Origin of the sequence: Psychrobacter sp. Sarcosine-02u-2 (assembly GCF_002836335.1) — a bacterium.
In the GTDB taxonomy this organism is placed as follows: domain Bacteria; phylum Pseudomonadota; class Gammaproteobacteria; order Pseudomonadales; family Moraxellaceae; genus Psychrobacter; species Psychrobacter faecalis.
Genome location: NZ_PJBX01000159.1, coordinates 1 through 22326 on the forward strand (window position 1 = coordinate 1; position 22326 = coordinate 22326).

General features: G+C 43.9%; 14 protein-coding genes. 4 read left to right on the forward strand and 10 right to left on the reverse strand.

Translation table 11 applies throughout. The features are described from left to right. Positions 1–112 precede the first annotated feature (112 nt). Complete coding sequence (locus CXF58_RS06985) at positions 113–1414, reverse strand: BaiN/RdsA family NAD(P)/FAD-dependent oxidoreductase (protein ID WP_102077003.1); 1302 nt, start codon at positions 1412–1414, stop codon at positions 113–115. A 397-nt stretch (positions 1415–1811) separates the two neighbouring features. Between CXF58_RS06985 and acs the strand changes: the two genes are divergently transcribed. From acs to pgsA, 3 genes are all read left to right on the forward strand, one after another. Then, complete coding sequence (acs, locus tag CXF58_RS06990; RefSeq protein WP_102077004.1) at positions 1812–3773, forward strand: acetate--CoA ligase; 1962 nt, start codon at positions 1812–1814, stop codon at positions 3771–3773. Positions 3774–3954: 181 nt separating this feature from the next. Beyond that, positions 3955–5160, forward strand: coding sequence for an NAD(P)/FAD-dependent oxidoreductase (locus CXF58_RS06995; protein WP_102077005.1), 1206 nt, complete (start codon positions 3955–3957; stop codon positions 5158–5160). A 525-nt stretch (positions 5161–5685) separates the two neighbouring features. After that, on the forward strand, positions 5686–6372 hold the full coding sequence (gene pgsA / locus CXF58_RS07000; protein WP_102077006.1) for a CDP-diacylglycerol--glycerol-3-phosphate 3-phosphatidyltransferase: 687 nt from the start codon (positions 5686–5688) through the stop codon (positions 6370–6372). 136 nt (positions 6373–6508) lie between these two features. Here the strand turns inward: pgsA and CXF58_RS07005 are convergent, their stop codons facing one another. Both CXF58_RS07005 and CXF58_RS07010 read right to left on the reverse strand, forming a co-directional pair. Further along, positions 6509–7003 carry a pyridoxamine 5'-phosphate oxidase family protein gene (locus tag CXF58_RS07005; RefSeq protein ID WP_102077007.1) on the reverse strand — a complete coding sequence of 165 codons (495 nt, stop codon included), beginning with the start codon at positions 7001–7003 and terminating at the stop codon, positions 6509–6511. 302 nt (positions 7004–7305) lie between these two features. Then, on the reverse strand, positions 7306–7800 hold the full coding sequence (locus CXF58_RS07010) for a pyridoxamine 5'-phosphate oxidase family protein (protein WP_102077008.1): 495 nt from the start codon (positions 7798–7800) through the stop codon (positions 7306–7308). A gap of 402 nt (positions 7801–8202) precedes the next feature. Between CXF58_RS07010 and purL the strand changes: the two genes are divergently transcribed. After that, entirely contained in the window at positions 8203–12237 is a 4035-nt protein-coding gene (purL, locus tag CXF58_RS07015; RefSeq protein WP_102077009.1) for a phosphoribosylformylglycinamidine synthase, read from the forward strand. A gap of 262 nt (positions 12238–12499) precedes the next feature. Here purL and CXF58_RS07020 read toward each other — a convergent pair whose 3' ends face one another. From CXF58_RS07020 to pta, 7 genes are all read right to left on the reverse strand, one after another. Continuing rightward, complete coding sequence (locus tag CXF58_RS07020; RefSeq protein WP_102077010.1) at positions 12500–16237, reverse strand: hypothetical protein; 3738 nt, start codon at positions 16235–16237, stop codon at positions 12500–12502. A gap of 141 nt (positions 16238–16378) precedes the next feature. Continuing rightward, positions 16379–16591 carry a hypothetical protein gene (locus tag CXF58_RS07025; protein WP_102077011.1) on the reverse strand — a complete coding sequence of 71 codons (213 nt, stop codon included), beginning with the start codon at positions 16589–16591 and terminating at the stop codon, positions 16379–16381. Between the two features lie 30 nt (positions 16592–16621). After that, complete coding sequence (locus CXF58_RS07030; RefSeq protein WP_102077012.1) at positions 16622–17506, reverse strand: N-acetylmuramoyl-L-alanine amidase; 885 nt, start codon at positions 17504–17506, stop codon at positions 16622–16624. A 6-nt stretch (positions 17507–17512) separates the two neighbouring features. Further along, on the reverse strand, positions 17513–18286 hold the full coding sequence (locus CXF58_RS07035; protein ID WP_102077013.1) for an MOSC domain-containing protein: 774 nt from the start codon (positions 18284–18286) through the stop codon (positions 17513–17515). Positions 18287–18486: 200 nt separating this feature from the next. After that, positions 18487–18900, reverse strand: a complete 414-nt coding sequence (gene rsfS / locus CXF58_RS07040) for a ribosome silencing factor (RefSeq protein WP_068406254.1) — start codon at positions 18898–18900, stop codon at positions 18487–18489. 151 nt (positions 18901–19051) lie between these two features. Next, entirely contained in the window at positions 19052–19939 is an 888-nt protein-coding gene (locus CXF58_RS07045) for a nicotinate-nicotinamide nucleotide adenylyltransferase (RefSeq protein ID WP_102077014.1), read from the reverse strand. Between the two features lie 201 nt (positions 19940–20140). Continuing rightward, positions 20141–22297, reverse strand: a complete 2157-nt coding sequence (gene pta / locus CXF58_RS07050; protein ID WP_102077015.1) for a phosphate acetyltransferase — start codon at positions 22295–22297, stop codon at positions 20141–20143. Positions 22298–22326: the final 29 nt, after the last annotated feature.

The window sequence follows — 22326 nt, forward strand, 5'->3', positions numbered from 1 at the left end:
GGTGGTTATATTCAAAATAGTCAAATATTTAGTGTTTTTAAATTTGCATCGCTGGCGTTTGAAAGGCTAGCGTTTGAATGCTTACCGTTTAAATTAAGGGTCTGTCTTAACATCAAACCACTTCGCCGCAAACAAAACCACTGGCCCACGCCCATTGAAAGTTATAGCCGCCAAGCCAACCGGTGACATCGAGCACTTCACCGATAAAATATAGCCCGTCTTGATATTTGCTTTGCATGGTCTTTGATGAGACTTCATCGGTTGTGATGCCGCCGCGTGTGACCTCAGCGGTTCGATAGCCTTCAGTGCCAGACGGTTTTAGCTGCCAGCCGTTCAGCGTCGCGCCAAGCTCTATCAAGCGCTCATCTTTAATATTGGCAAGCTCGGTGTCTTTGATATCGTCCCACAAATGCGTTTGTAGCGCTGCCAGCAGTTTTTTCGGCAAAGCATTGTTGGTATTGTCTGCCAAGACCGTGCGGATAAGCTGGCGTGGGTGCGATTTTTTATGAGCAAGTAAAAGCGCCGTCATATCTATTTCGGGTAGCAAATTGATGGTGATGGTTTCGCCAACATGCCAATAGTTGGACAGTTGCAGCATAGACGGACCAGAAAGGCCGCGGTGAGTAAAGAGCAAGGGCAGTTTAAAGGAGATGCGCTCATTACTGGCAATCACCGGCAGACTGATACCTGCAAGTGTTCGAATCAGCTCACCCGTTTTATCGGTAAAGGTAAATGGCACAAGGCTGGCATCAGTTGCGACTAACGTATGACCAAACTGCTGCGCCAGCTCGTAACCAAAGCCGCTCGCACCTAAGGTCGGAATTGATAAGCCGCCCGTCGCTACCACAAGCGACTCGCAGCGATAACTGGTTTGCGGCAGCTTACTTTGATTGCCGTTATCTTTTCTCTCTTGTTTTTCTTTTTTACTCAGGTTTTTGCTGGTAATTAATTCAAAACGGGATTTTTCATTATTCTCATCAGTTTTTACTTGTTCAATGTGGGTATTGAGCTTGACTTGTACACCCACAACAGCGCATTCATCAAGGAGCATAGTTAAAATATCTTGCGCCGAATCATCACAAAATAGCTGCCCATGCTCGCGCTCATGGTAAGGGATTTTATGCTGCTCAACCATAGCAATGAATTCCCAACTCGGATAACGGCTCAGCGCGGATTTACAAAAATGGGCATTGCTACCGATAAAATGCTCAGGCTCGACGAAGTAATTGGTAAAGTTACAGCGCCCGCCACCTGACATGAGGATTTTTTTACCAGCTTTATTGGCGTGGTCGAGCACCAAGACGCGGCGACCACGGCGACCCGCGGTGAGCGCACAATATAATCCCGACGCACCAGCGCCGATGACGATGACATCGTAGTGATTGTGTGCTGCTGTATTGCGCGGATTTTCCATGATAATAGGCTCCAAAAAGCGCTAAACTTTAAAAAATAGAAATAAAAAAGCGTAAAATTAAAAATCAGCCGAGTGGGCGTTTTAATGATAAAAGGTAGCTATTGTTCATGTTTTATAGCAGGTTACAAGGATTAAATATTTTTGCCCAGTCAACTTATAAAAGTCGCTACCCCTGATTAAGTATACAGCTGTGCAGCGAAATTGTTGTGTTTTGCGCTCGACGTCTTGCAACGACGCTGCTTATTTGTCAAACTAACTTAAGTGTCAGACATTATGGAAGATGACTCTTATCACTTGTATAGGCCACCGTTTGCCGTTCATATTTAACGCAAGCCGTTTAATGATAGTCGCAACGACAACCGCTACAAGTCAGAATAATTAAAAAAGGATGACTACGATGACTCAAAAATCATTTCCTATCGCGGCTGAGTTTGTCGCCGCTGCCAATACTAGCGCTGAGCAATACACCAAAGAATACCAACAATCTATCGCGTCACCTGAGGCGAACGATGCCTTTTGGGCCAAGCGTGCCGAGCTGATTGATTGGATAAAAAAACCCACCAAAATCAGTGATGTCAGTTATGACTTAGAAGATTTCCATATCAAATGGTATGAGGACGGTGAGCTTAATATTTCAGTCAACTGCCTTGATCGCCATGTCGAAAATCACCCTTATAAGCCTGCTATTATTTGGGAAGGTGACCATCCATCGCTACACAAAATCATCTCATTTAAAGAGCTGCACGAAGCGGTGTGTCGTCTCGGGAATGCCATGCGCAAACTTGGGGTCAGAAAAGGCGATCGCGTCACTTTATATATGCCAATGATACCAGAAGCGATGGTCGCCATGCTGGCGTGTACGCGCATTGGCGCAGTGCATTCGGTTGTATTTGGCGGTTTTTCTGCCGAGAGTTTGGGCAATCGTATTATAGATAGCCAATCAAAATTGGTCATTACCGCCGACGAAGGTATTCGCGGTAATAAACGCACACCGCTCAAAGCCAATGTCGACCGAGCGTTAGACATGGATGGTACGGAAAGCGTGACCAATGTCGTGGTCGTCCATCGTACGGGTAATTCTGTGCCGATGAGCGGTCGCCGCGATGTGTGGTATCACAGTTTGGTCGATGGCGAATCAAAGCATTGCGAACCTGAGGTAATGAATGCCGAAGACCCGCTGTTTTTATTATATACCTCCGGCTCAACCGGCAAGCCTAAAGGCGTGCTGCATACCACCGGTGGTTATATCACTTATGCGCTTTCGACCTTCCGTGATGTGTTTGATATCAAAGAAGACGATGTCTACTGGTGTACGGCCGATGTCGGTTGGGTGACGGGTCATACTTATGCCACTTATGCGCCGCTTGCCAATGGTACGACGACGGTTATGTTCGAAGGTGTGCCAGAATATCCAACCTGGGCACGTATCGGTCATATTATTGATAAACACCAAATCACGGTTTTATATACCGCACCGACCGCCATCCGCGCGATGATGAAAGAGGGCGATACCTTTGTCCGTGAATCTGACCGTTCAAGTTTGCGCTTGCTTGGCTCCGTTGGTGAGCCAATCAATCCAGAAGCGTGGGATTGGTACTATCATGTCGTTGGCGGCGGTAAATGTCCGATTGTCGATACGTGGTGGCAGACAGAAACCGGCGGTATCTTGCTGGCACCAATACCGGGTACTGTCGATATGAAACCAGGCGCGGCGATGAATCCGCTATATGGCATCGAGCCGGTCGTCGTCGATGCTGATGGCCATGTCTTAGAAGGTGCGGCAGAAGGTAACCTTGCGATTAGTGGCGGCTGGCCGGGGCAGATGCGTACCATTTATAACGATCACGAGCGCTTTTTAAAAACCTATTTTACAGAATATCCGGGCTATTATTTTACTGGTGATGGTGCGCAGCGTGACGAAGACGGTCACTACTGGATTACCGGACGCGTGGATGATGTGCTCAATGTTGCCGGGCATCGCTTGGGCACGGCAGAGATTGAAAGCGCGGTGGTTGCACACCCAGCAACGGCTGAGGCGGCGATTGTCGGTATGCCGCATGACATTCGCGGCATGGGGGTTTGTGCCTTTATCATTCTAAAATCGGGCGAAACCGCAACGGATGCTTTAAAATCCGAGCTCAATCGCCACGTGCGCGCGGAGATTGGCCCGATTGCTAACTTGGATGCTATTTATATGGTGGACGTCTTACCCAAGACGCGTTCTGGTAAAATCATGCGCCGTATCCTGCGAAATCTTGCCGCAGGGCAGTATGTTGGATTGGGCGATTTATCGACCCTCGCTGATAGCGCTGTCATCAATGAGCTGATTGACGTGGTCAAAGCGGAACGCGGAGATTAAAGAGTATGATTCGATAATTGGATATACTAAAAGGATATGCACTAAACTAATTTTTCCCTTCTTCAAAAGCCATACTATCGTAAATAGTATGGTTTTTTTAGCTAGAGGTTATTGCTATTGGCGCGCTTTAAAGTTTCAATAACTTTTGTTTTTCTCTACATTTACAAGGTTTACCGTCATTATGCCGAACTCTTCTTTGCAGCCTACGCAGGCATCAGCGCCAAAAATTGCTATTATCGGTGCTGGCTTAACGGGGCTATTTACTGCCACCTTATTAGAACGCGCTTTTAGCCAAATGAATGAGCAGAAAATTAATGACAAATCCTTAATACCAGAAATCACTATTTTTGAGAAATCACGCAGCGTCGGGCGTCTAGCAACACGTTACCGCAGCGATAGCCTTACTGATAAAAACTGGCAATGGGCATTTGGAGCGCAGTTTTTTACCACCAAAACCACAAGCTTTCAACAATTTATTGAGCCGTGGTTGCAGACAGGTTTGCTACAGCCTTGGTGCGCGCGAGTAGTGAGCTTAACGCCAATGTCTGAAAATAATCCCACAGCTGATATGCACCTCAAAGAGCAATGGGGCAGTACGCAATCGCGCTATATCAGCACGCCAAAGATGACCAGTTGGGGGCGAGCATTGGCTGATGAATTGCAGCATAGCACCATCAAGTTTAATACCCGCGTCGCGCCATTATCTCAATATAAGCAAACGCCAGATAGCAACAACAATAATAAAACTAACGACAAAACCAGTGAAAAAACCAGTAATAAAACTGAGCTATTCGATGAAAATGGCAACAGTCTTGGTCATTTTGATTGGGTGATTTGTACGGTGCCAAATGGTCAAGCCGTCGAGCTGATGGCAGATAGCGGCTTTAGTGAATGCGCAAAAATCACTGAGCCAACAATGCAGGCGTGCTATAGCTTAATGCTTGGTTGGAATGAGAACCAACCATTACCTGAGGCGCTAAGCTGTTGGGACACGGCGTGGGATGTGGCTTATGTACAGAATTCTATCATTGATAGAATATTTATCGAACATCATAAGCCTGAGCATCATGCGCTATTACCCAGCATGACCATTCATGCGCGCAACGACTGGTCAGAGCAGCACGTCGATGACGATATCGATACCATAAAAGCAAAGTTGTTAGAAGCCGCCAAGCAAGCACTAAACTGGCAAACCGACAGCGCGCCAAGCCAAGTTAACTGTCACCGTTGGCGTTTTGCTGCAACCGTAACCGCTTCTCATAAAGAGCAGTTAGGAGTATTGGTTGATGATAAGCAACAATGGATTGTCAGCGGCGATTGGTGCGGGCAAGGTAATATCGAAAGCTGCTATCAAATGGCAGCGCAGACGGTGGCAGCGATGGTTTAATTTACAGATAATAAAGGCTTTAAGGAATTAAACTTAGACGTATTACATCATAATAAATTTGAATTTATATAAATCATTAACTTACCGGCAAAAAAAGAGCCCACGAAGGAGGTGTCGTGGGCTGAGGAAAACTTATCATGCGACCGAGCTACTACTGAATAACGAGCCACAAGTAAATTGATCAAGATTTATTATTGTTAATATAAAGATGACGACAAAATCTATGATTTCAAGAAATTATCACATCTGCTTACAATTTCCAGTGTACAACTGTATTTATTACACAGTCATCATAACTGAAATTGGTCGATTTACCTAGCTTGCTTACATGTCATTACGTTTTGGTTAATTGTCCGCCGATTATTAGCTAAAAATCATCATCATAATCGTTTTGCTAAGCATCTTTTGCTCAAAAACACTTGCAATTGAGTAAAGCCAAAACCAACCGGCACAGAAGCATGACGACATGGCTGAAAAATGCTAAGCTAGCCACATTCTTATCGTTCACTATAAACTGGGTTTGTCATGACCGAGAGTACACCGCTGCACACACCAGAACAAAAACCGCTACCAACGCCAAACGACAGAAGTATCTTTAACTTACCCAACAATCTTACGATTGCGCGTATTTTAATGATTCCGCTATTTGTGGCGATTGCTTATTGGCCACCCGCCATGGGAATTGGCATGCCAGCGATTTCGGACAATGTCATCGCGCGGGTAGGTATGAGCGAATTTAGCGACAGTTTGCTGCGCCATTTGCTGCTAACCGGTGTGTTTATTATCGCCGCGGTGACCGATTGGCTCGATGGTTACTTTGCCCGTAAGCTTAACGTGGTCTCTGCGTTTGGGCGCTTTTTAGACCCAGTCGCTGATAAGCTCATGGTCGCAGCCGCACTGATTATCTTGGTACAATGGCATCCCAATATTATTATGGCGATTGCCGCGATTGTTATTATATCGCGTGAAATTGCCGTCTCGGCGCTACGGGAATGGATGGCAGAGCTTGGCAATCGTACCAGTGTTGCTGTCTCGTATGTCGGTAAGCTCAAGACTGCTTTTCAGATGATCGCCATCACTGTGTTATTGTTAAATTGGCAATCGCTTGAAATGATAGGGTATGTCTTGATGGTGGCGGCGGTGATTTTAACCTTATGGTCGATGATGATTTACTTAAGAGCTGCATGGCCGTATTTAAAACAAAGCGGTTAGTATGTAGAATAAATGCTATTAGTCATTAAGTTTACATGCTTAAGTTTAAACCGCTCATAAACAAATACGCCAGTCATGATAAGTGACTGGCGTTTTTTATTTATCATAGTTTTAACTGTATTTAATGATCAAATAATTACAACTCAATAGAGAAATTTTCCCCTAAGCTTTTTTCAATCGCCGTATCGGTAACTGCCGCCGCCGTCATTTTGACCGCGCTGGTAATGGCATTACCATTTGCCCAATATTCTGCGCCATGTGGCGTGACTTTTATCAGCTGTACCCTTGGATCTTCTTTGCCCTGCTCAAAATAGGCGTTATACATAACCGACCATAGTTCATCGAGTTTTTCCGCATCCTCGACCAACTCAGCAGTACCAGAAATAGACAGATACCTATCATCACCTTTCGAGGTATAAGCCAAATTTACTTCCGCATTTTGTTTAATGTTATCAACAGTCTCAGAAGGCGTATGACCAATAAACCAGATCTCTTTGGCGCCAATGCTGGTCTCCGTGGTATTCATTGGGCAAGAGTGCAGATGGTCTTCGCCATTGCGCGTGGTCATCATGGTATATTTAATGTCTTTTACCATCGCTTGGATGGTATCCATTTGCGCTTGTTTGTTCATAATAGTTGTCCTTTACTATTGAAAGATGCTATTCAAAATTTTAGATATAAAGCTAGCGGTAAATAATTAATGATTAATAGCTTTATACCAATCATTTGTTAGATGTAGAAACAGTTATTAATATAATAAAGTTGCTTAATAAAACGATATAGCTGCTCTGTAATACGCTGTGACGCTTTGTAAGCTTTAAGGTTTTGATAAAATAAAAAAACGCCAGTAAATTAATAACTTACTGGCGTTCAAATAGATGTCTTATTTTTTATTTTTTATTATTAAGACAGCAAAACTTACAGAAACCGAGGTTATAGAGAGACGGAGAAAGTCTCGCCTAAATCTTCAGCAGTTTTCCCTTCTTGCACTGCTGCGGTTGCCATTTTGAACATATTGACCACTGAACTACCGCTAATCCAGCACTCGGCACCATGTGGCACGACTTTAATCAATTGGACGTTTTCATCTTCTTTGCCTTCGGCAAAAAAGGCGTTATAAACAGGCGACCATAGCTCATCTAACTTGTCTTTATCGGTTGATAATTCAGCGTTACCACTAATAGAGACATAGTTTTTTTCATCTTGAGTAGCGTACGTTAATCCAATTCTTGCATCGTTTTGGATGTCTTTGACGACGTCTGAGGTTTTATCACCGATAAACCAAATTTCTTTGGCAGCAACATCCGCTTTATTGGTAGTCATCGGCCAAGCATGAATGTCACCTTTTTTATTGGTAGTACTCATCATGGCAAATTTTACGTCTTTGATAATTTCTTGAATTTTGGCGATATGCTCTTGGTTACTCATTGGGTTTGTCCTTTTATCATTATAGTAAGTGGTTCTTTGTTTAACTTATGGTTGCTTATTAATCGTCCAGTTTAGACAAGCCAGCGCCGTTTATAGTAATTTTTATGAGCAGATTATAGGTATAGTTATCAAGCTCGTTATGAGGCGCTTAACTCATCGCAACTGCCAACTATAATAGCGATTATCACTCTCTTATTTATATAGGTCGCCAGTAATGCGATGTGAGTGTTTGTAAGGCTTACAAGAATTAGGTAAAAATTGTGACGCCAGCTAAGCAATATTTCTGTTTTGAAAAGCTTTTTATCTCGGTTTTGACCTGCTTATTACAGGGCTTCTTGTTATAATACGCAGACCATTTACTTTGCATGGCAGAGATGCCTTGATCTTACGGATTATGCCTTTATGATGACCATCGCCGGACAACCGTTTCTTACCGATTTTCAGACGCAGCAACTCATCAGTCAGTTTCAACAAAAAACCGAGCTAAATGTCAGCCAAATTCATACTCAACAAGTTTATGTGTTATCGCGCGACCTCGTAGGTGATGAGCAGAAAAAAGCGCTGGACCTATTTGGGGTTAAGGCAGACACCCAACTTGCCGCTCCACAAAGCAACCAATTACAAGTCATCGTAGGCCCGCGTTTTGGTACGATTTCACCGTGGGCAAGTAAAGCGACCGATATCTTTAATAACTGTGACATTGAGATTAAACGCGTCGAGCGCGTTATCGTTTATACCCTAACGATTGATGCAAAAGCAGACGGCGACGTAGGTGCACCTAATAACAAGCTTCCTAAAGCCGCTGAGCAATTATTGTTTGACCGTATGACCCAAAGCCTAGTTTATGATTTAAATGACGTAAATAAACTGTTCGATGATGAACAGCTAGCGTCGCTTAATCGCATCGACGTCATCGGGCAAGGTCAATCAGCACTAGAAGCCGCCAATAAAGAATTTGGTTTTGCCTTGTCGAGCGAAGATATCGACTATCTAATGAATGCCTACGTCAATGAGCTTAAACGTAATCCAACTGACGTTGAGCTGATGATGTTTGCGCAGGCCAACTCAGAGCATTGCCGTCATAAAATCTTTAATGCCCAGTGGACGGTCGATGGCGAAGTGCAGCCAAAATCACTGTTTCAAATGATTAAGAATACTTATAAAGCCAATCCACAAGGTATCTTGTCGGCTTATAAAGACAACGCTGCGGTGATGGCTGGTGCTAAGGGGCTGCGTTACTATCCAGTGCCGACTGATGCCACGGATGTAAATTCTGCCCATCCTTATGACTTTCATCAAGAAGAAATCGATATCTTAATGAAAGTTGAAACTCATAACCATCCAACGGCGATTGCCCCTTATGCCGGTGCGGCAACGGGCGCGGGCGGTGAGATTCGTGATGAAGGTGCAACGGGACGTGGCGGTAAGCCAAAAGCCGGTCTGACGGGTTTTCATGTATCACATCTGCATATTCCAGAGCTTGCGGAAAAATGGGAGCAGTCGGGGCAAGTCAGCACGCAAGACTACGGTACGCCAGATCGTATGGCCACCAGCCTTGAGATTATGACCGAAGCACCACTTGGCTCAGCAAACTTCTCAAACGAATTTGGCCGTCCAAACCTATGCGGGTATTTCCGTAGTTTCCAATTAGATACCTCAGCGGCAAAAGATGGTAGCCAAATGCGCGGCTATCATAAGCCCATCATGCTGGCAGGTGGTTACGGCAATATCAAACGCAACCTGATTGAAAAAAATGCCATTCAACAAGGTGACTTATTAATCGTCCTTGGCGGCCCTGCGATGCAAATCGGTTTGGGCGGCGGCGCAGCATCATCTGTCGATAGCGGCGAACTGGATGAAGGTTTGGACTTCGCTTCTGTGCAGCGCGATAACGCCGAGATGGAGCGTCGCTGCCAAGAAGTCATCGATCGCTGCTGGGCCTTAGCTGGTAATGGACAGTCTGGTAACGATATTGACGCTAGTAGTAACAGTAAAGATGGCAACCCAATCGTCTCGCTACATGACGTTGGCGCCGGTGGTCTATCAAACGCCATGCCAGAATTGGTCAATGACCACGAGATGGGCGCCCATTTAAACCTGCGTAAAATCCCGTCGCTAGAAGCAGGCATGTCGCCGATGGCGATTTGGTCAAACGAGGCGCAAGAGCGTTATGTGTTAGCGATTCGCCCTGAAAGCAAAGAGCAGTTTGATGCCATCTGTGCCCGTGAGCGTTGCCCGTATGCCATCTTAGGTGAAGCGACGGAAATACGTCAGCTTATCGTTGATGATGAATTGCTCGATGAGCAGCCAGTCGATATGCCGATGCAAGTATTACTCGGTGGTACGCCGCAGATGCAGCGCAGCTTTGAGCGTCAAGAGAAAGAATTGCCGCCGCTTGAGCTTAATGACTTTAATTTAGCTGAATCTATCAAAGATGTGCTACGTCATCCAACCGTTGCCAGTAAGTCTTTCTTGATTAGCATTGGTGATCGCTCAATTACTGGTATGGTCGTTCGTGATCAGTATGTTGGTCGCTATCAAGTGCCGGTTGCTGATTGCGCCGTTACCGCGTCTGGTTTATTAGCGCTAGATGGTCAGCTAATGAGTGGTGAAGCAATGAGTGTTGGCGAGCGTACGCCTGTTGCTCTTATTAGTCCAAAAGCTTCTGCGCGCTTAGCCGTTGGTGAAGCGATTACCAATATTGCTGGCGCGCGTATTAACCAGTTATCTGATATCACTATGTCAGCGAACTGGATGGCAGCCTGCGGCGATGACAATGAGGACGCTGCATTATTTGACGCTGTGCATGCGATCGGTGAAGAGCTATGCCCAGCACTTGGTATTGCCATTCCAGTGGGTAAAGACTCGCTATCGATGCGTGCCAATTGGACGGATAGCACGGACGAAGGCAGCATTGATAAATCTGTCGTTTCGCCAATGAGCCTTGTGATTACGGCTTTTGCACCTGTTATTGATGTGGCAAAAACCTTAACGCCAGAGCTAATCAATGGTGATAGCGCCTTCTACCGTATTGATTTATCAAAAGGTAAACTGCGCCTTGGCGGTTCAATCCTTGCGCAAACGGCAAGCCAATTGGGCAATGAATGTCCTGACCTTGAAAAGCCAAGCGATTTAATAGACTTCTTTAACTTTATCCAAGCGGGTAACGCGCAAGGCGTTATTAGCGCTTATCACGATATCGGCGATGGTGGTTTGCTGGCGACGATTGCTGAGATGCAGTTTACCAGTCGTCAAGGTATCAAGCTGTCATTGGACGATAAAAACCTACTCGGTCAATTATTCAGTGAGGAGCTGGGCGCGGTTATTCAAGTATTACCGGAAAACGTCGCTGCTCTTATGCAATTGGCAGAAGAATTTAACGTCAGTGATATGCTAAGCCTTGTCGGTCAAAGCTGTGAGGAAGACAGCCTTATCATTCAAACGCCGCTACATATGGGCAATGATACTTTACGCTTTAGCCGTTCTGAGCTACAACAAGAGTGGAGTCAGGTCAGCTATCAAATTGCCCGACGCCGTGATAACCCAGCGTGCGTACAGCAAGAGTATGACTTGATTAGCGATGCTAGCCATCAAGGTCTTATCGCTGCACCAAACTTTGACCTCAATCAAAAAGTTGAAGAACCATACTTAAACAGCCGTGAAACTAAACCAAGAGTCGCCATCCTGCGCGAGCAAGGCGTCAACGGTCAGACTGAAATGGCAGCAGGCTTTACCCAAGCTGGCTTTGAAGCGGTCGACGTCCATATGAGCGACCTGCTAGAAGGTCGCATTAATTTACGTGACTTCGATGGTTTGGTCGCTTGTGGTGGCTTTAGCTACGGTGACGTATTGGGCGCTGGCTCTGGCTGGGCAAACTCTATCTTATTCCATGACGAATTGCGCATGCAGTTTGTGCGCTTCTTTGCCCGTCCTGATACCTTTAGCTTAGGTGTCTGTAACGGTTGTCAGATGATGGCGCAGTTAAAAGACCTCATACCGGGTGCGGAAAACTTCCCAAGATTTATTGCCAATAAATCTGCTCGCTTTGAGGCGCGTACGGTCAACGTCAAAGTCGAGCGTACCAAGTCTATCCTGTTCAAAGGTATGCAAGACAGTATTTTACCAATCGCTGTCGCGCACGGTGAAGGCTATGCCACGCTGGACAATACCGAAATCGACGGTATGGAAAAACACGGTCAGCTCGCCATGCGCTTTGTCGACAGCCACGGTCATCCAACCGAGACCTATCCGCTCAATCCAAACGGTTCGCTCGGCGGTGTCACGGGTCTGTGTAGCACCGACGGTCGCGTCACCATCATGATGCCGCACCCTGAGCGTACGCTACGTGCCTACAATCATAGCTGGAAACCAGAAGCATGGGATGAGGACGGTGCGTGGATGCGTATGTTCCGTAATGCTCGTGCTTGGTTGCGTTAGGATAATTTGAGTTAACTTTAGACATAAAAAAAAGGTGGGCCTAGGCTCACCTTTTTTGTGTTTGGGGTTTGAGTTTTAAGAAGTAGGCGGAGCTAATCCTGCTTTTCGCTACTATCTTGGTTAGCACAGGGGGATTCGCTAAGATTAGGATCGTTCCTGACTCAGCGATAACGCTCCTAATCAAGCGTCTGCAACCCTGTGCTGCACCAAGTATATCCGCTTCAATCAGGGCTAAACCGTGTCTCAAGGCAACTATTAATAGTTAACGAAGATTTTCAGACATCAATTTATCTTGATTATCCCAGTATTTAGCTTCACTTTCGTATGAGCGAGCTATATCTTCGAACATTTGAGCTACATAAGGATGAGAGATGATCCAAGGCTTAGCATATTCTCTATATTCATCTGCTAAAACCCTTTCTTGTTTTCCGCCTTTGTCCCTCCAGTGAGCCCCCCTTTGATTGACAGTACCTAAATAAAACCCTCGTCTCAAATTTTCAGCGTCAAATAAATCTAAAATATCTGCAACCATTGGCATTATACATTTGTCATTATCTTCACACGGTGAGTGAGACAATATCTGACCAAGTACTCTATCACAAGAATCTAAAATACCAAGACCTTCGCTTTGAGCTCTAACTTCCTTAATAAAAGCTTTAAAGTCAGGTTCATTAAGCTTCAAGTCTTTATTGATACTTGGTAAAAATGCACACTCATCAAGTATTTTATAGTTGTGCAGAGTTGTAGATTTATCTTGTTTCGGTGCATCATCATTTTTCAAGTAAAATGACTGAAGTAATTGCACAAAGAAATTTGGGTCATTCATTATATTTCTATAAAGAGTTTTTAGCCTGATCGCTTCATGGTACCCAAACAATGAAAACAGATGATACTCTATATACACCAATCTTGACTCGTCTAAACCATTTTGCTCTTCAAGATATTCGATCATCTCTTTGATTGCGTGACTGTCAAAATTTTGATATTGATCCTCAGGGTTGTTAATAAAAAGCTCTAAAGTTTGTAGAAGCTGTTCGACTGGTAAGACTGTAAAATTCAAGCTAATAGCATTTAATAAAGCCACTGGACGTTGTCTTTCTATAAGCTTCCCGACACAGTATTCCTTATCTTGTATGTTGCCTATCCAAGCTAAATAACCACTAAACCTATCCCAGTATTCATCTTCGAGGTTATATAGTCTTGCTGTATCCCATACATCTTTATTAAGTGGTAGGGGTAGGTTTAAAAGCAAACTAACTTTATCTTCATCATTCAACATAGAAGATATATTGGATTCATCCATGATTAATTTGAAGTTTGTAATAGCTTTTGAGCTACCCTCAGACCATACGATACTATCTAGAATACTAAGATCATATAAATCGATATTTCGAATTAATAAACCTATGATGTCTTTAGGTAGTAAAATTTTGGAATGAATAATTGCAGCTGAGCAGAGTCTTTTACTCTCTGATTTAGCCAATAGTTCAAATATTGCTTCTTCCCCATGATTTTCATTAATTGCTGTGATTGCCTCAACCCTTTTTTGATCGCCTATTTTTTGGCGCTCTTTGTAATCATAATCATTAGAATCCCTTTTAAAAAAGCTATCAGCTCGGTCAGTGAATAGCCATAAGCAATCATTAACTATAGACTTGGGTGTAAATAATTCAATATAGTGATCAAGCTGCTGATCTACTTCCTCAGATTTCAAAGAGGTTCTAGGGTTGCGATTTTTGAACTGTCTCAATTTATTTTGGAAACGTATACGAACATCGTCTTTTATCTCTGACTTGGCCAACTCATCAAGCAGTTTAAGTACTTTTTGCCATAAGTCAAAACTATCAAGTAAGTACAGCTCAAGAATTTTATAAATTCTATCTGGATTCAGGTTTGCTAAGTCTACTAATTTTTCGTTAGCGTATTCGATAGCTTTGTACCTATCAAATTCTAATACGATATGCCCAGCATTATCATCTCTATAAACGGGTTGGGCATTAGGGATTGCATGATCACCCCTCAAGTCTCTTTGTCTTAAAAGTATTTCAAAGCCAGTTTCTTCGTCAAGCGTGATTATCTGATTCAATAGTTCTATGCGTTGTTCTACCGTCGTATTAGTCTGTGGAAACCACGGTCTAAAGAAAGAATAAAGAGTATTAAATGGATTATTAGTCCAGTTTGAAGGAACTATGAATTTATCTAACTCGATTAAAATTTTGCAGACACGAGTGATATATCTAGGATTCCAAGCTAAAACTTCAAATGCCCACAATAGGTTGTTGAAGTAACGCTGACCAGTCATGACGTCACTACTACTTTCTGTAAATAAAGTTTGAATTAAAGGATTTTCTCTTCGAAGGTCTTTTTCGATTGAGCCCAAAAACTCTTCTGGACTCGCTTCTGCAAAGCTTCTAAAGTAAGGCTCTAGTGTCAACCAGTTTTTTCTACTACCACTTGATAAAATTTCTTTTATTAAGCGATTGATTCTAAATTGAAAGCTAGTAGAACTTAGTTCAATAAAATCATCTCCTATTACAGCCAATTTAATTAATGAGTTAGCAATACCTTCAAGTAATACTTCCGAATAAGGGAACTGCTTACCAATGACATTAGCCATATAACGTTGACTGACATCTAGTTCAAGTTTTGGATGCTTTATTGAAAATAATTCTAGTAAATTATCAAAGTAACGCTCGACTAACTCACTGCTAATAGCATTACTAACAAAAGGTAATACTTCTACAGGAGATTTTATCTTCCATACCTGATCAATTTTAATGACAGGCGTATCATCAACAGAAGCTAACTGTAAAAGCTCAGATTCGATATTTTTATATTCAGTTTGTGCAATAGAGGACACAAACGACTTATCGTTTTCATTGTTTCCATCCCATGAACCAGTTAAGGATAATAAATTAAGAGCCAAAGAGTTCCTTTCTGACCATTTAGGTTTCGAGATAGCTGGGTTGATAGCTTTAAGCCTTCGGTAAATGGACCATGACCTACCTGCTTGATGTGATAAGCGTTTTGCATCGCTTTCTTCTTCCCCTAATGCTACTAAAGCTTTCTCAAACTCTGAATAACTGGCTCGTTCTAGAATAATATTTTTCTCATCAATAGGTTTGTTGCCTAATGACTGAGGTGATATTAGTGTTAAGTCGTTTTTAAAACTAGGTTGTTTAGATATTTCAGGTGATGCACAAATTACGATTTTAACTTCTGGGTTATTTTGAACGTACTGCCAACCTTGTTCATCAGTAATTACTAAAGAGTTTAAGAGAAGCTTGTTATTATTCGTTACGGCAACGATAGCACTTATCACAGACTCTTCAATACTGTCAGAGTACACACTAATAACTGAATAATTATCCTTAGTAAAATTATCAGTAAATTCTTTATCCAGTGACTCGAAAGAGCTTTCCCTTCCCGATATCAGCGCTTCTTTAGTTATAGCTGGTTTACATTGATTTGCCCAATCATTAAAATAAGCTTCTGCGCTCTTAACGCCATAGCCACCAATTCCTAGTATCTCTGCAATATACACAGCATTTGAAGGTTGACTATCAATCCATTCTTCCAAATCAGTGGCATCGTATGCTCTAACCTCTTTCCAGCCGCCTTTATTTTTATTATCAGTAATCCACTTTTCTTTATTCTTCCAACGTCGAGGAGTAATAAAAATATAGGTGTTCTCAGCTTTGAAGTCTTCTGAACTATCTTCTGTTCTTTTTATAAAATCGCTATTTGCTTTGCTACCTACGGAGCTATCTGTACCTATTTCCCAAACTGATTCCCCAGCAGGAACCCAAGCACTGCCATTTATTGAAACAAGTGTGCCATCCCACGATGGCATGAAAGTAGAGTCGCCAGCAGGGAACGAGCTTGCCTTTGTATCTTGTGCATCAAAGCAGAGCCGTCTTATTATTTGAGGTAGCTCTTGTTGCGCCAATTTATTATTATTCTCTACCCAGCTAATTATATTTGATGCGGATACTTTCAATTTGAATCCTCAAAATTTTGTGAATTAATAATACATTATCATAGATTAAGTGAAAGCTTTAGTTTGGTTTTCAATCTATATTCAAAAAGAATGTGAGCTAAAAAACCTGCTTATTGTATTTTAGGTCTATATTTCACAGACCTACTTTTTACCTTCCTTCTTAGCCTCAGCAATCAACTCATGAATCCTAGCGCTTTCTTTTAGTACACAAGCTTCATACGCTGAAAGCTGCTCAGGTTCTTGTTCCTTTCTCATTTTCTCTTCTTGCTCCTGCCTCGCTTTTTCTTCTAGATATTTCTGTAGCTCGTCTTGTTCATTTTGCTCGTCTTGCTCGTTGTATTGTGAGTTGCTCATGGCTTATGTCTCCTAATATTTTTTTATCCATTAATAAAAGTCATCACGACCAGCATACTTCTTATTGAGTGCGCGTAGTATCGCATACGTTTCTAAATCCAGCTCGCCCGTTGGCTGCTGCGGACGGAAATGCAATTGAAAGGCATACACCACATTGCGACTGGCTTTATCCCACGCGTCTGTGTCATTGATTTGATAACCATAATCGCGAAACGCTTGCTTAATCTCAGGTATCGTTGCCGCTGCAAAAGCGTCTTGATTCATAAAGTATTGCTTATCAAATTCATCATACCAAGCGCCAATGCCGTAATCGAAATACAGTCGCTGCCAAGGGAACTTGGCACCGGGGTCGATTTTACGCGAAGGTGCCATATCCGCATGACCGATGATATTCTTTGCTGAGATATTATATCTTTTTGCCAAATCTTGTACCAGCTGCGCTAATTTTTTAATCTGCAACTCATCAAATTCAACATAGTGCTCATAAGGATGATAGTCGAGCGCGCCGTTTTTTAAGGCATCTCGATATTCAGGCTTGATGCCTGGGTTGACAATCTCAATGCCGATAGAGGTATCGTTGAGTATCGTTCTACCAGCAAAACCGCCATTGCCTGCATGCCACGCGCGTTCGCCCTCGGGCACTAAGTTATAAATTTTATTATCGTTATTATCCAATATTAGATAGTGGGCGCTGACGTCGCCGGTGGTCAAAAGCTTAATAGCGCGGGCATTATTACTCACCGTATAATGCAAAATGATAGTTTTAATACGCTCGCTTTTACCCGTCGCTTGATAGGTTTCGCTATCAATGACGAAAGGCTCGCTGGACGCTATTTGGACATTATGAGTGGTCACGCAGCCAATTAAAGGCAGCGTTAAGATACATGCTAATGCTAAAAAGATATTTTTTGCCATGAAATGCTAACCCTTCCTAATTTTCTTCGCCAAAACCGCTTTCCAACTGTCCTCCAAACACTCAATCATGAGCCACGGCTCAATCACCTTTGCAGCAAATTTCTCTTTTGAGTTTGATAATTGCCATAGCTTTTCAAGCGTCGCAAAAGGATAGGGGCGTTCGATGAGATAAACCGGCAAATCAGCGTGAATCATACCATCACGTACAACCTGAAAATACCAGCCAGCGATACCTTGCTTAGTCACCCAAGAGGCGATATTTGGCACTTTGTTCAGTTTAAACTGTCCAATTTGGTCATTGATTTTGTAGCAGGGGCGGCGCGGCTGCACGATGCGAAGTTGGACGCTGTCGTTATTATCAGTATTGCCATATTGCCTACCGTATTGAAAAACATCGCCGATACACACAGTCGACTCATCCATTGCAGGCAGACCATTTACTGCTTCAGTCGTTAAGTTTTCACCCAGTGTGCCAACGCGTACCTTTAAGCCAAACTCTGTATTTATCTTGTCATAAGTTGACGTCGCTAGCTGATGTACAGCTTTTAGCGGGCCGCCATGATGGCGTCGGTCGGCTTGTTCATCAGTGCTCAGACCCATAAAATTGACCGCAACAGGCGCGTTGATGGGTGCTTTATCAATGGCGCTCATCTGCTCACGGGCAAATGGCATGGCTTTGCCAGCGCGGACGCAGACTAGATTGGCAATATGTAGCGGTAAAGGTTGATTGAAATCAGCGCTATTTTTTTGGCTAGAAGATGCTATTTGCTCTATGCTCATGGATTATCCTAATCGATAGGGATTTATTAGGCGAGTGGTTAATTCATTAGTGATGTTAAAGATGGCTATTATCTTAGCCTAATCAGGCATGTGATTATATGGCTTTAGCGATTTAACCTTTATCTGTACCAAATTTTAGACAAAAAAAGACCAGAGTAGAATCTGGTCTTCTTCTTAAACAGTGCTGTTAACAAACAAGATTATTTGTTTTTATTGCGGCGACCTGCGGTTTTCTTCTCACGTGGTACAGCGACCAGCTCAGCCAATTGATCAGGTGACGACCATAGGCCTTCTAAGTCATAGAACTCACGCGCAGCTGGCGTCATCATATGCACGACAACAGAGCCTAAATCAATCAGCGTCCAGTCAGAATCGGTACCGCCTTCACGGCCAAGTGGCATAAAACCCGCTTGCTTAACTTCAGCGCCGACGCTGTCTGCCATCGCACGGACGTGGCGTTTTGAAGTACCGTCAGCGATGACGATGCGCTCCATCACGTCCGTTAGATTTTCTACGTTTAAAACAGTGATATTTTTTGCTTTCATATCATCAAGCGTGTTTTCGACTACCGCTAAGCATTCTTTTAAGCGTTCTTCAGTCATGGTATTGGTCATAAATGGTCTTCTCTTCAATCATAAATATTAAAAATAAAATAGTAAATCATCACATTGCTTGTGCTCACGCGCCCTTGAAAAATAGGTAAATAGGCAGGTGTTTTTGCGGCAACATGGATAAAATAGGTAAAGTTAAACGTATAAGGCGATTTTAACGGAATTGAGCAGCAGAATATAGCTGATGGTCGATAATATATTGATAAACGGCAGGATTTAGCCATTTAACGAATGAATTGGCTACAGTCGGGTTAATGATAGCATTTATTGGCTGTAAAGTTGCGTTTTGCGAACCTTGCTTGCGCAGCTGTTGACGTACTTGGGTGCTTGATATCGCTGCCACAGGGCGCGGGTCTATATAAATGCGTCCTTGAGCGGCGTTTTTCAAGTTACTGCTGTCTGTTAAATGCTGCAAAGCTGGCGCGACAAGGTCAGTAGCCGAGTCAGTGATGAAGTATTGCAAGGATACGGGCAATTGAGATTGCAGAGCGCTGGGGTTTGACGCGATTAAATCTGTATTAACGAGCTTTTTATTTGTCTCAGCGTTTGTATCATTATTAATAGGGTCATTTTCGCCAATACTCAGCCGATTAAATACCCATAAATTGACATGATCGGTCAGCGCCAGACCATTTTTCCATTTATCCAAACTCTGCGCACTGTCCATACCCATGATAAATATCAGGCTATCGTGCGGGTAGCGCGTGCGTAAGGTGTTTACGCTATCAATGGTATAGACCGGCGGTGTTTGCCACAGCTCAAGCTCATTGATTTGTAGTGGGGTATCTTTTATAGCCAGCTTTAGCATAGCTAGGCGGTGCTTAGGGTCGGTGCTGTCTGCTTTAAACGGCGAGCGCGCATTGGGCAATAATGACACCTGTAGCTCGCGCTGCTGTTGCTTTGCTATTGGTAATAAACTTTGATAAACATACAGCGCCATTTGCAAATGACCATTGTGTACAGGATCAAATGAGCCGCCCAAATAGGCACGAATGGCGGGTTTGGCGTTTTTCGTTAGGTGATAGTCTTTAGAATGAGGCATAAATAAATGAGCAAAAAGCGCTGCGAATGGACAGTGTCGTTAAATGAACTATAGCATTATTGGAGAGCGCTCAGTAGGGTCGTATGTTTTAAAGCCCTAAAGCTTTAACAAAAATAGTCCATAAAAAACCGACCATCATGATGATAGTCGGTTAAATGTAGAGCGATTAAGCATGACTGTAAAATATAAGCTGTAACGAGATTAAATCGCGTCGCTATGCGCTTGGATGGCGGTCAGGGCGATGGTATAAATAATATCATCGACCAAAGCGCCACGCGATAAGTCATTAACGGGCTTATTCAAACCTTGCAACATCGGTCCGACACTGACCACATTGGCGCTACGTTGTACCGCTTTATAGGTGGTGTTACCAGTGTTTAGGTCAGGGAAGATAAAGACGTTTGCTTGTCCGGCAACCGGTGAGTCAGGGGCTTTTTGTTTACCGACGCTCATGACCGAAGCGGCATCATACTGTAATGGGCCATCGACGGCGAGGTGCGGCGCACGCTGACGGACGATTTCGGTTGCACGAATGACCTTTTCGACATCAGCGCCCGTACCAGATGAACCCGTTGAGTAGCTAATCATCGCGACTTTTGGATTGATACCAAAGGCGGCGGCAGACTGCGCCGATTGAATGGCGATTTCAGCGAGCTCTTCAGCGTTCGGGTCAGGATTAATGGCACAGTCACCATAGACCACCACTTGCTCAGGTAGCAGCATAAAGAATACTGACGATACCAGCGAATACTGCGGCGCGGTTTTAATCAGCTGAAACGCCGGACGCACGGTATTTGCTGTAGTGTGTATCGCCCCAGAAACCAAACCGTCAACCTCGTCCATCTCGAGCATGGTCGTACCCAAATAAACCGTGTCTTTGAGGTATTCAGCAGCGACTTCGGCGTTGGTTTTACCCTTACGGCGCTCGACCACGGCATTGATATATTTATTCATATCAAGGGTATCGGGGTCGATAATCTCAAGGCCCTCAGGCAACACCAAATCGCGATTTTTCGCTACTTGCTCGACCTCACTACGCTTGGCAATCAACACGCAATTGGCGATACCGCGGCTTTGGCAAATGCACGCCGCTTCGACCGTACGCGGCTCTGAGCCTTCTGGGAGCACGATACGTTTTTTGGCGTTTTGCGCTTTTTTGACCACTTGATGACGAAATGCCGAAGGTGACAGGCGCATCTCATACTCTTGGCTAAAGTACTCTTTAATCCAGTTGAGGTCTAAATGCGCGGCAACATAACGTGCCACTTCTTCAGCGCGCTCGGTATCATCGCTTGGAATCTCAGAGCTCATATGCATCAGGCTTTGTACGGTCTCATAACTGTCACTTTCGACACTCATGATAGGGATGCCGGTTTTGAGCGCCGATTGCCAAAGCTCAGCGACTGTTTCGCTTGGGACTACGCCGCCTGTTAATACCAGTCCTGCTAAAGGGATGCCGTTGATACAAGCAAGTCCCGCCGCCAACAGTAAGTCGTCGCGGTCACCCGGCACAACGATAAGCGTACCACGTTTAAAGACTTCATCAACGCGAGCGACCGAGCGCGCGGTCAAACTGATACGGTTGATACGGCGCGATTTTGCTTCGCCAACGTTTAGCCAAGTGGCGTCGAGCTCAGCGGCGATATCCCACGTACGCGGTACAGAGAGCGAGTCACTAAAGGGTACCACGCCGATTAAGCGAAACTCTTCGGTATTAAAGTGCGGTGACAGGCGCTGCACTTCTTGCATAAAGCCTTCGTCTAAATTGACGATGGCTTCGCCTGGGGCGACCATTTGATTTTCGAGGGTGCTTTGGGCGTTTGGCAAATCGTGCATCCGCATCAAGATACAACCAAGCGTGCGCTCACTCGCGATACCGCCAAATTCACGGGCGTAGACGTCAAGCTTGTCAGCCAAATATGCAGGCTTACTGGTATCTGCGGTGCTGACAAAAATGACTTTGGCATCTAAAGCATGGGCAATGGCGCGGTTGATTTGTGAGGCATAAGATGTCTCGGTCGTCGATACTAAGCCTTCACAAATAACCACATCGTAGTCGTCGCCTAAGGTATGATAATTGACGACGACTTCTTCCATCAAATCATCAAGATTGTCGTCGCCAAGCATACGCTCAAGGCGCTGACGGCTGATAGATTTGGGTGGATTTAGACCAAATGCGTGCATTGCCAAAGCGCTTGAGCTGTCTAAACTGTTTTGCTTATCTAAGGTATCGTCTTGCAAAAACGGCTTCATAAAGCCGGCTTTGATACCGTTATAATCAAAGGCGCGAATCAAGCCTAACGCCGCTGACGTCACACCGATACCGCGACTGATGGGCACAAGTAAAAAAGTTTGCATAATGTATCCTACTATTTATTTTATTCTAT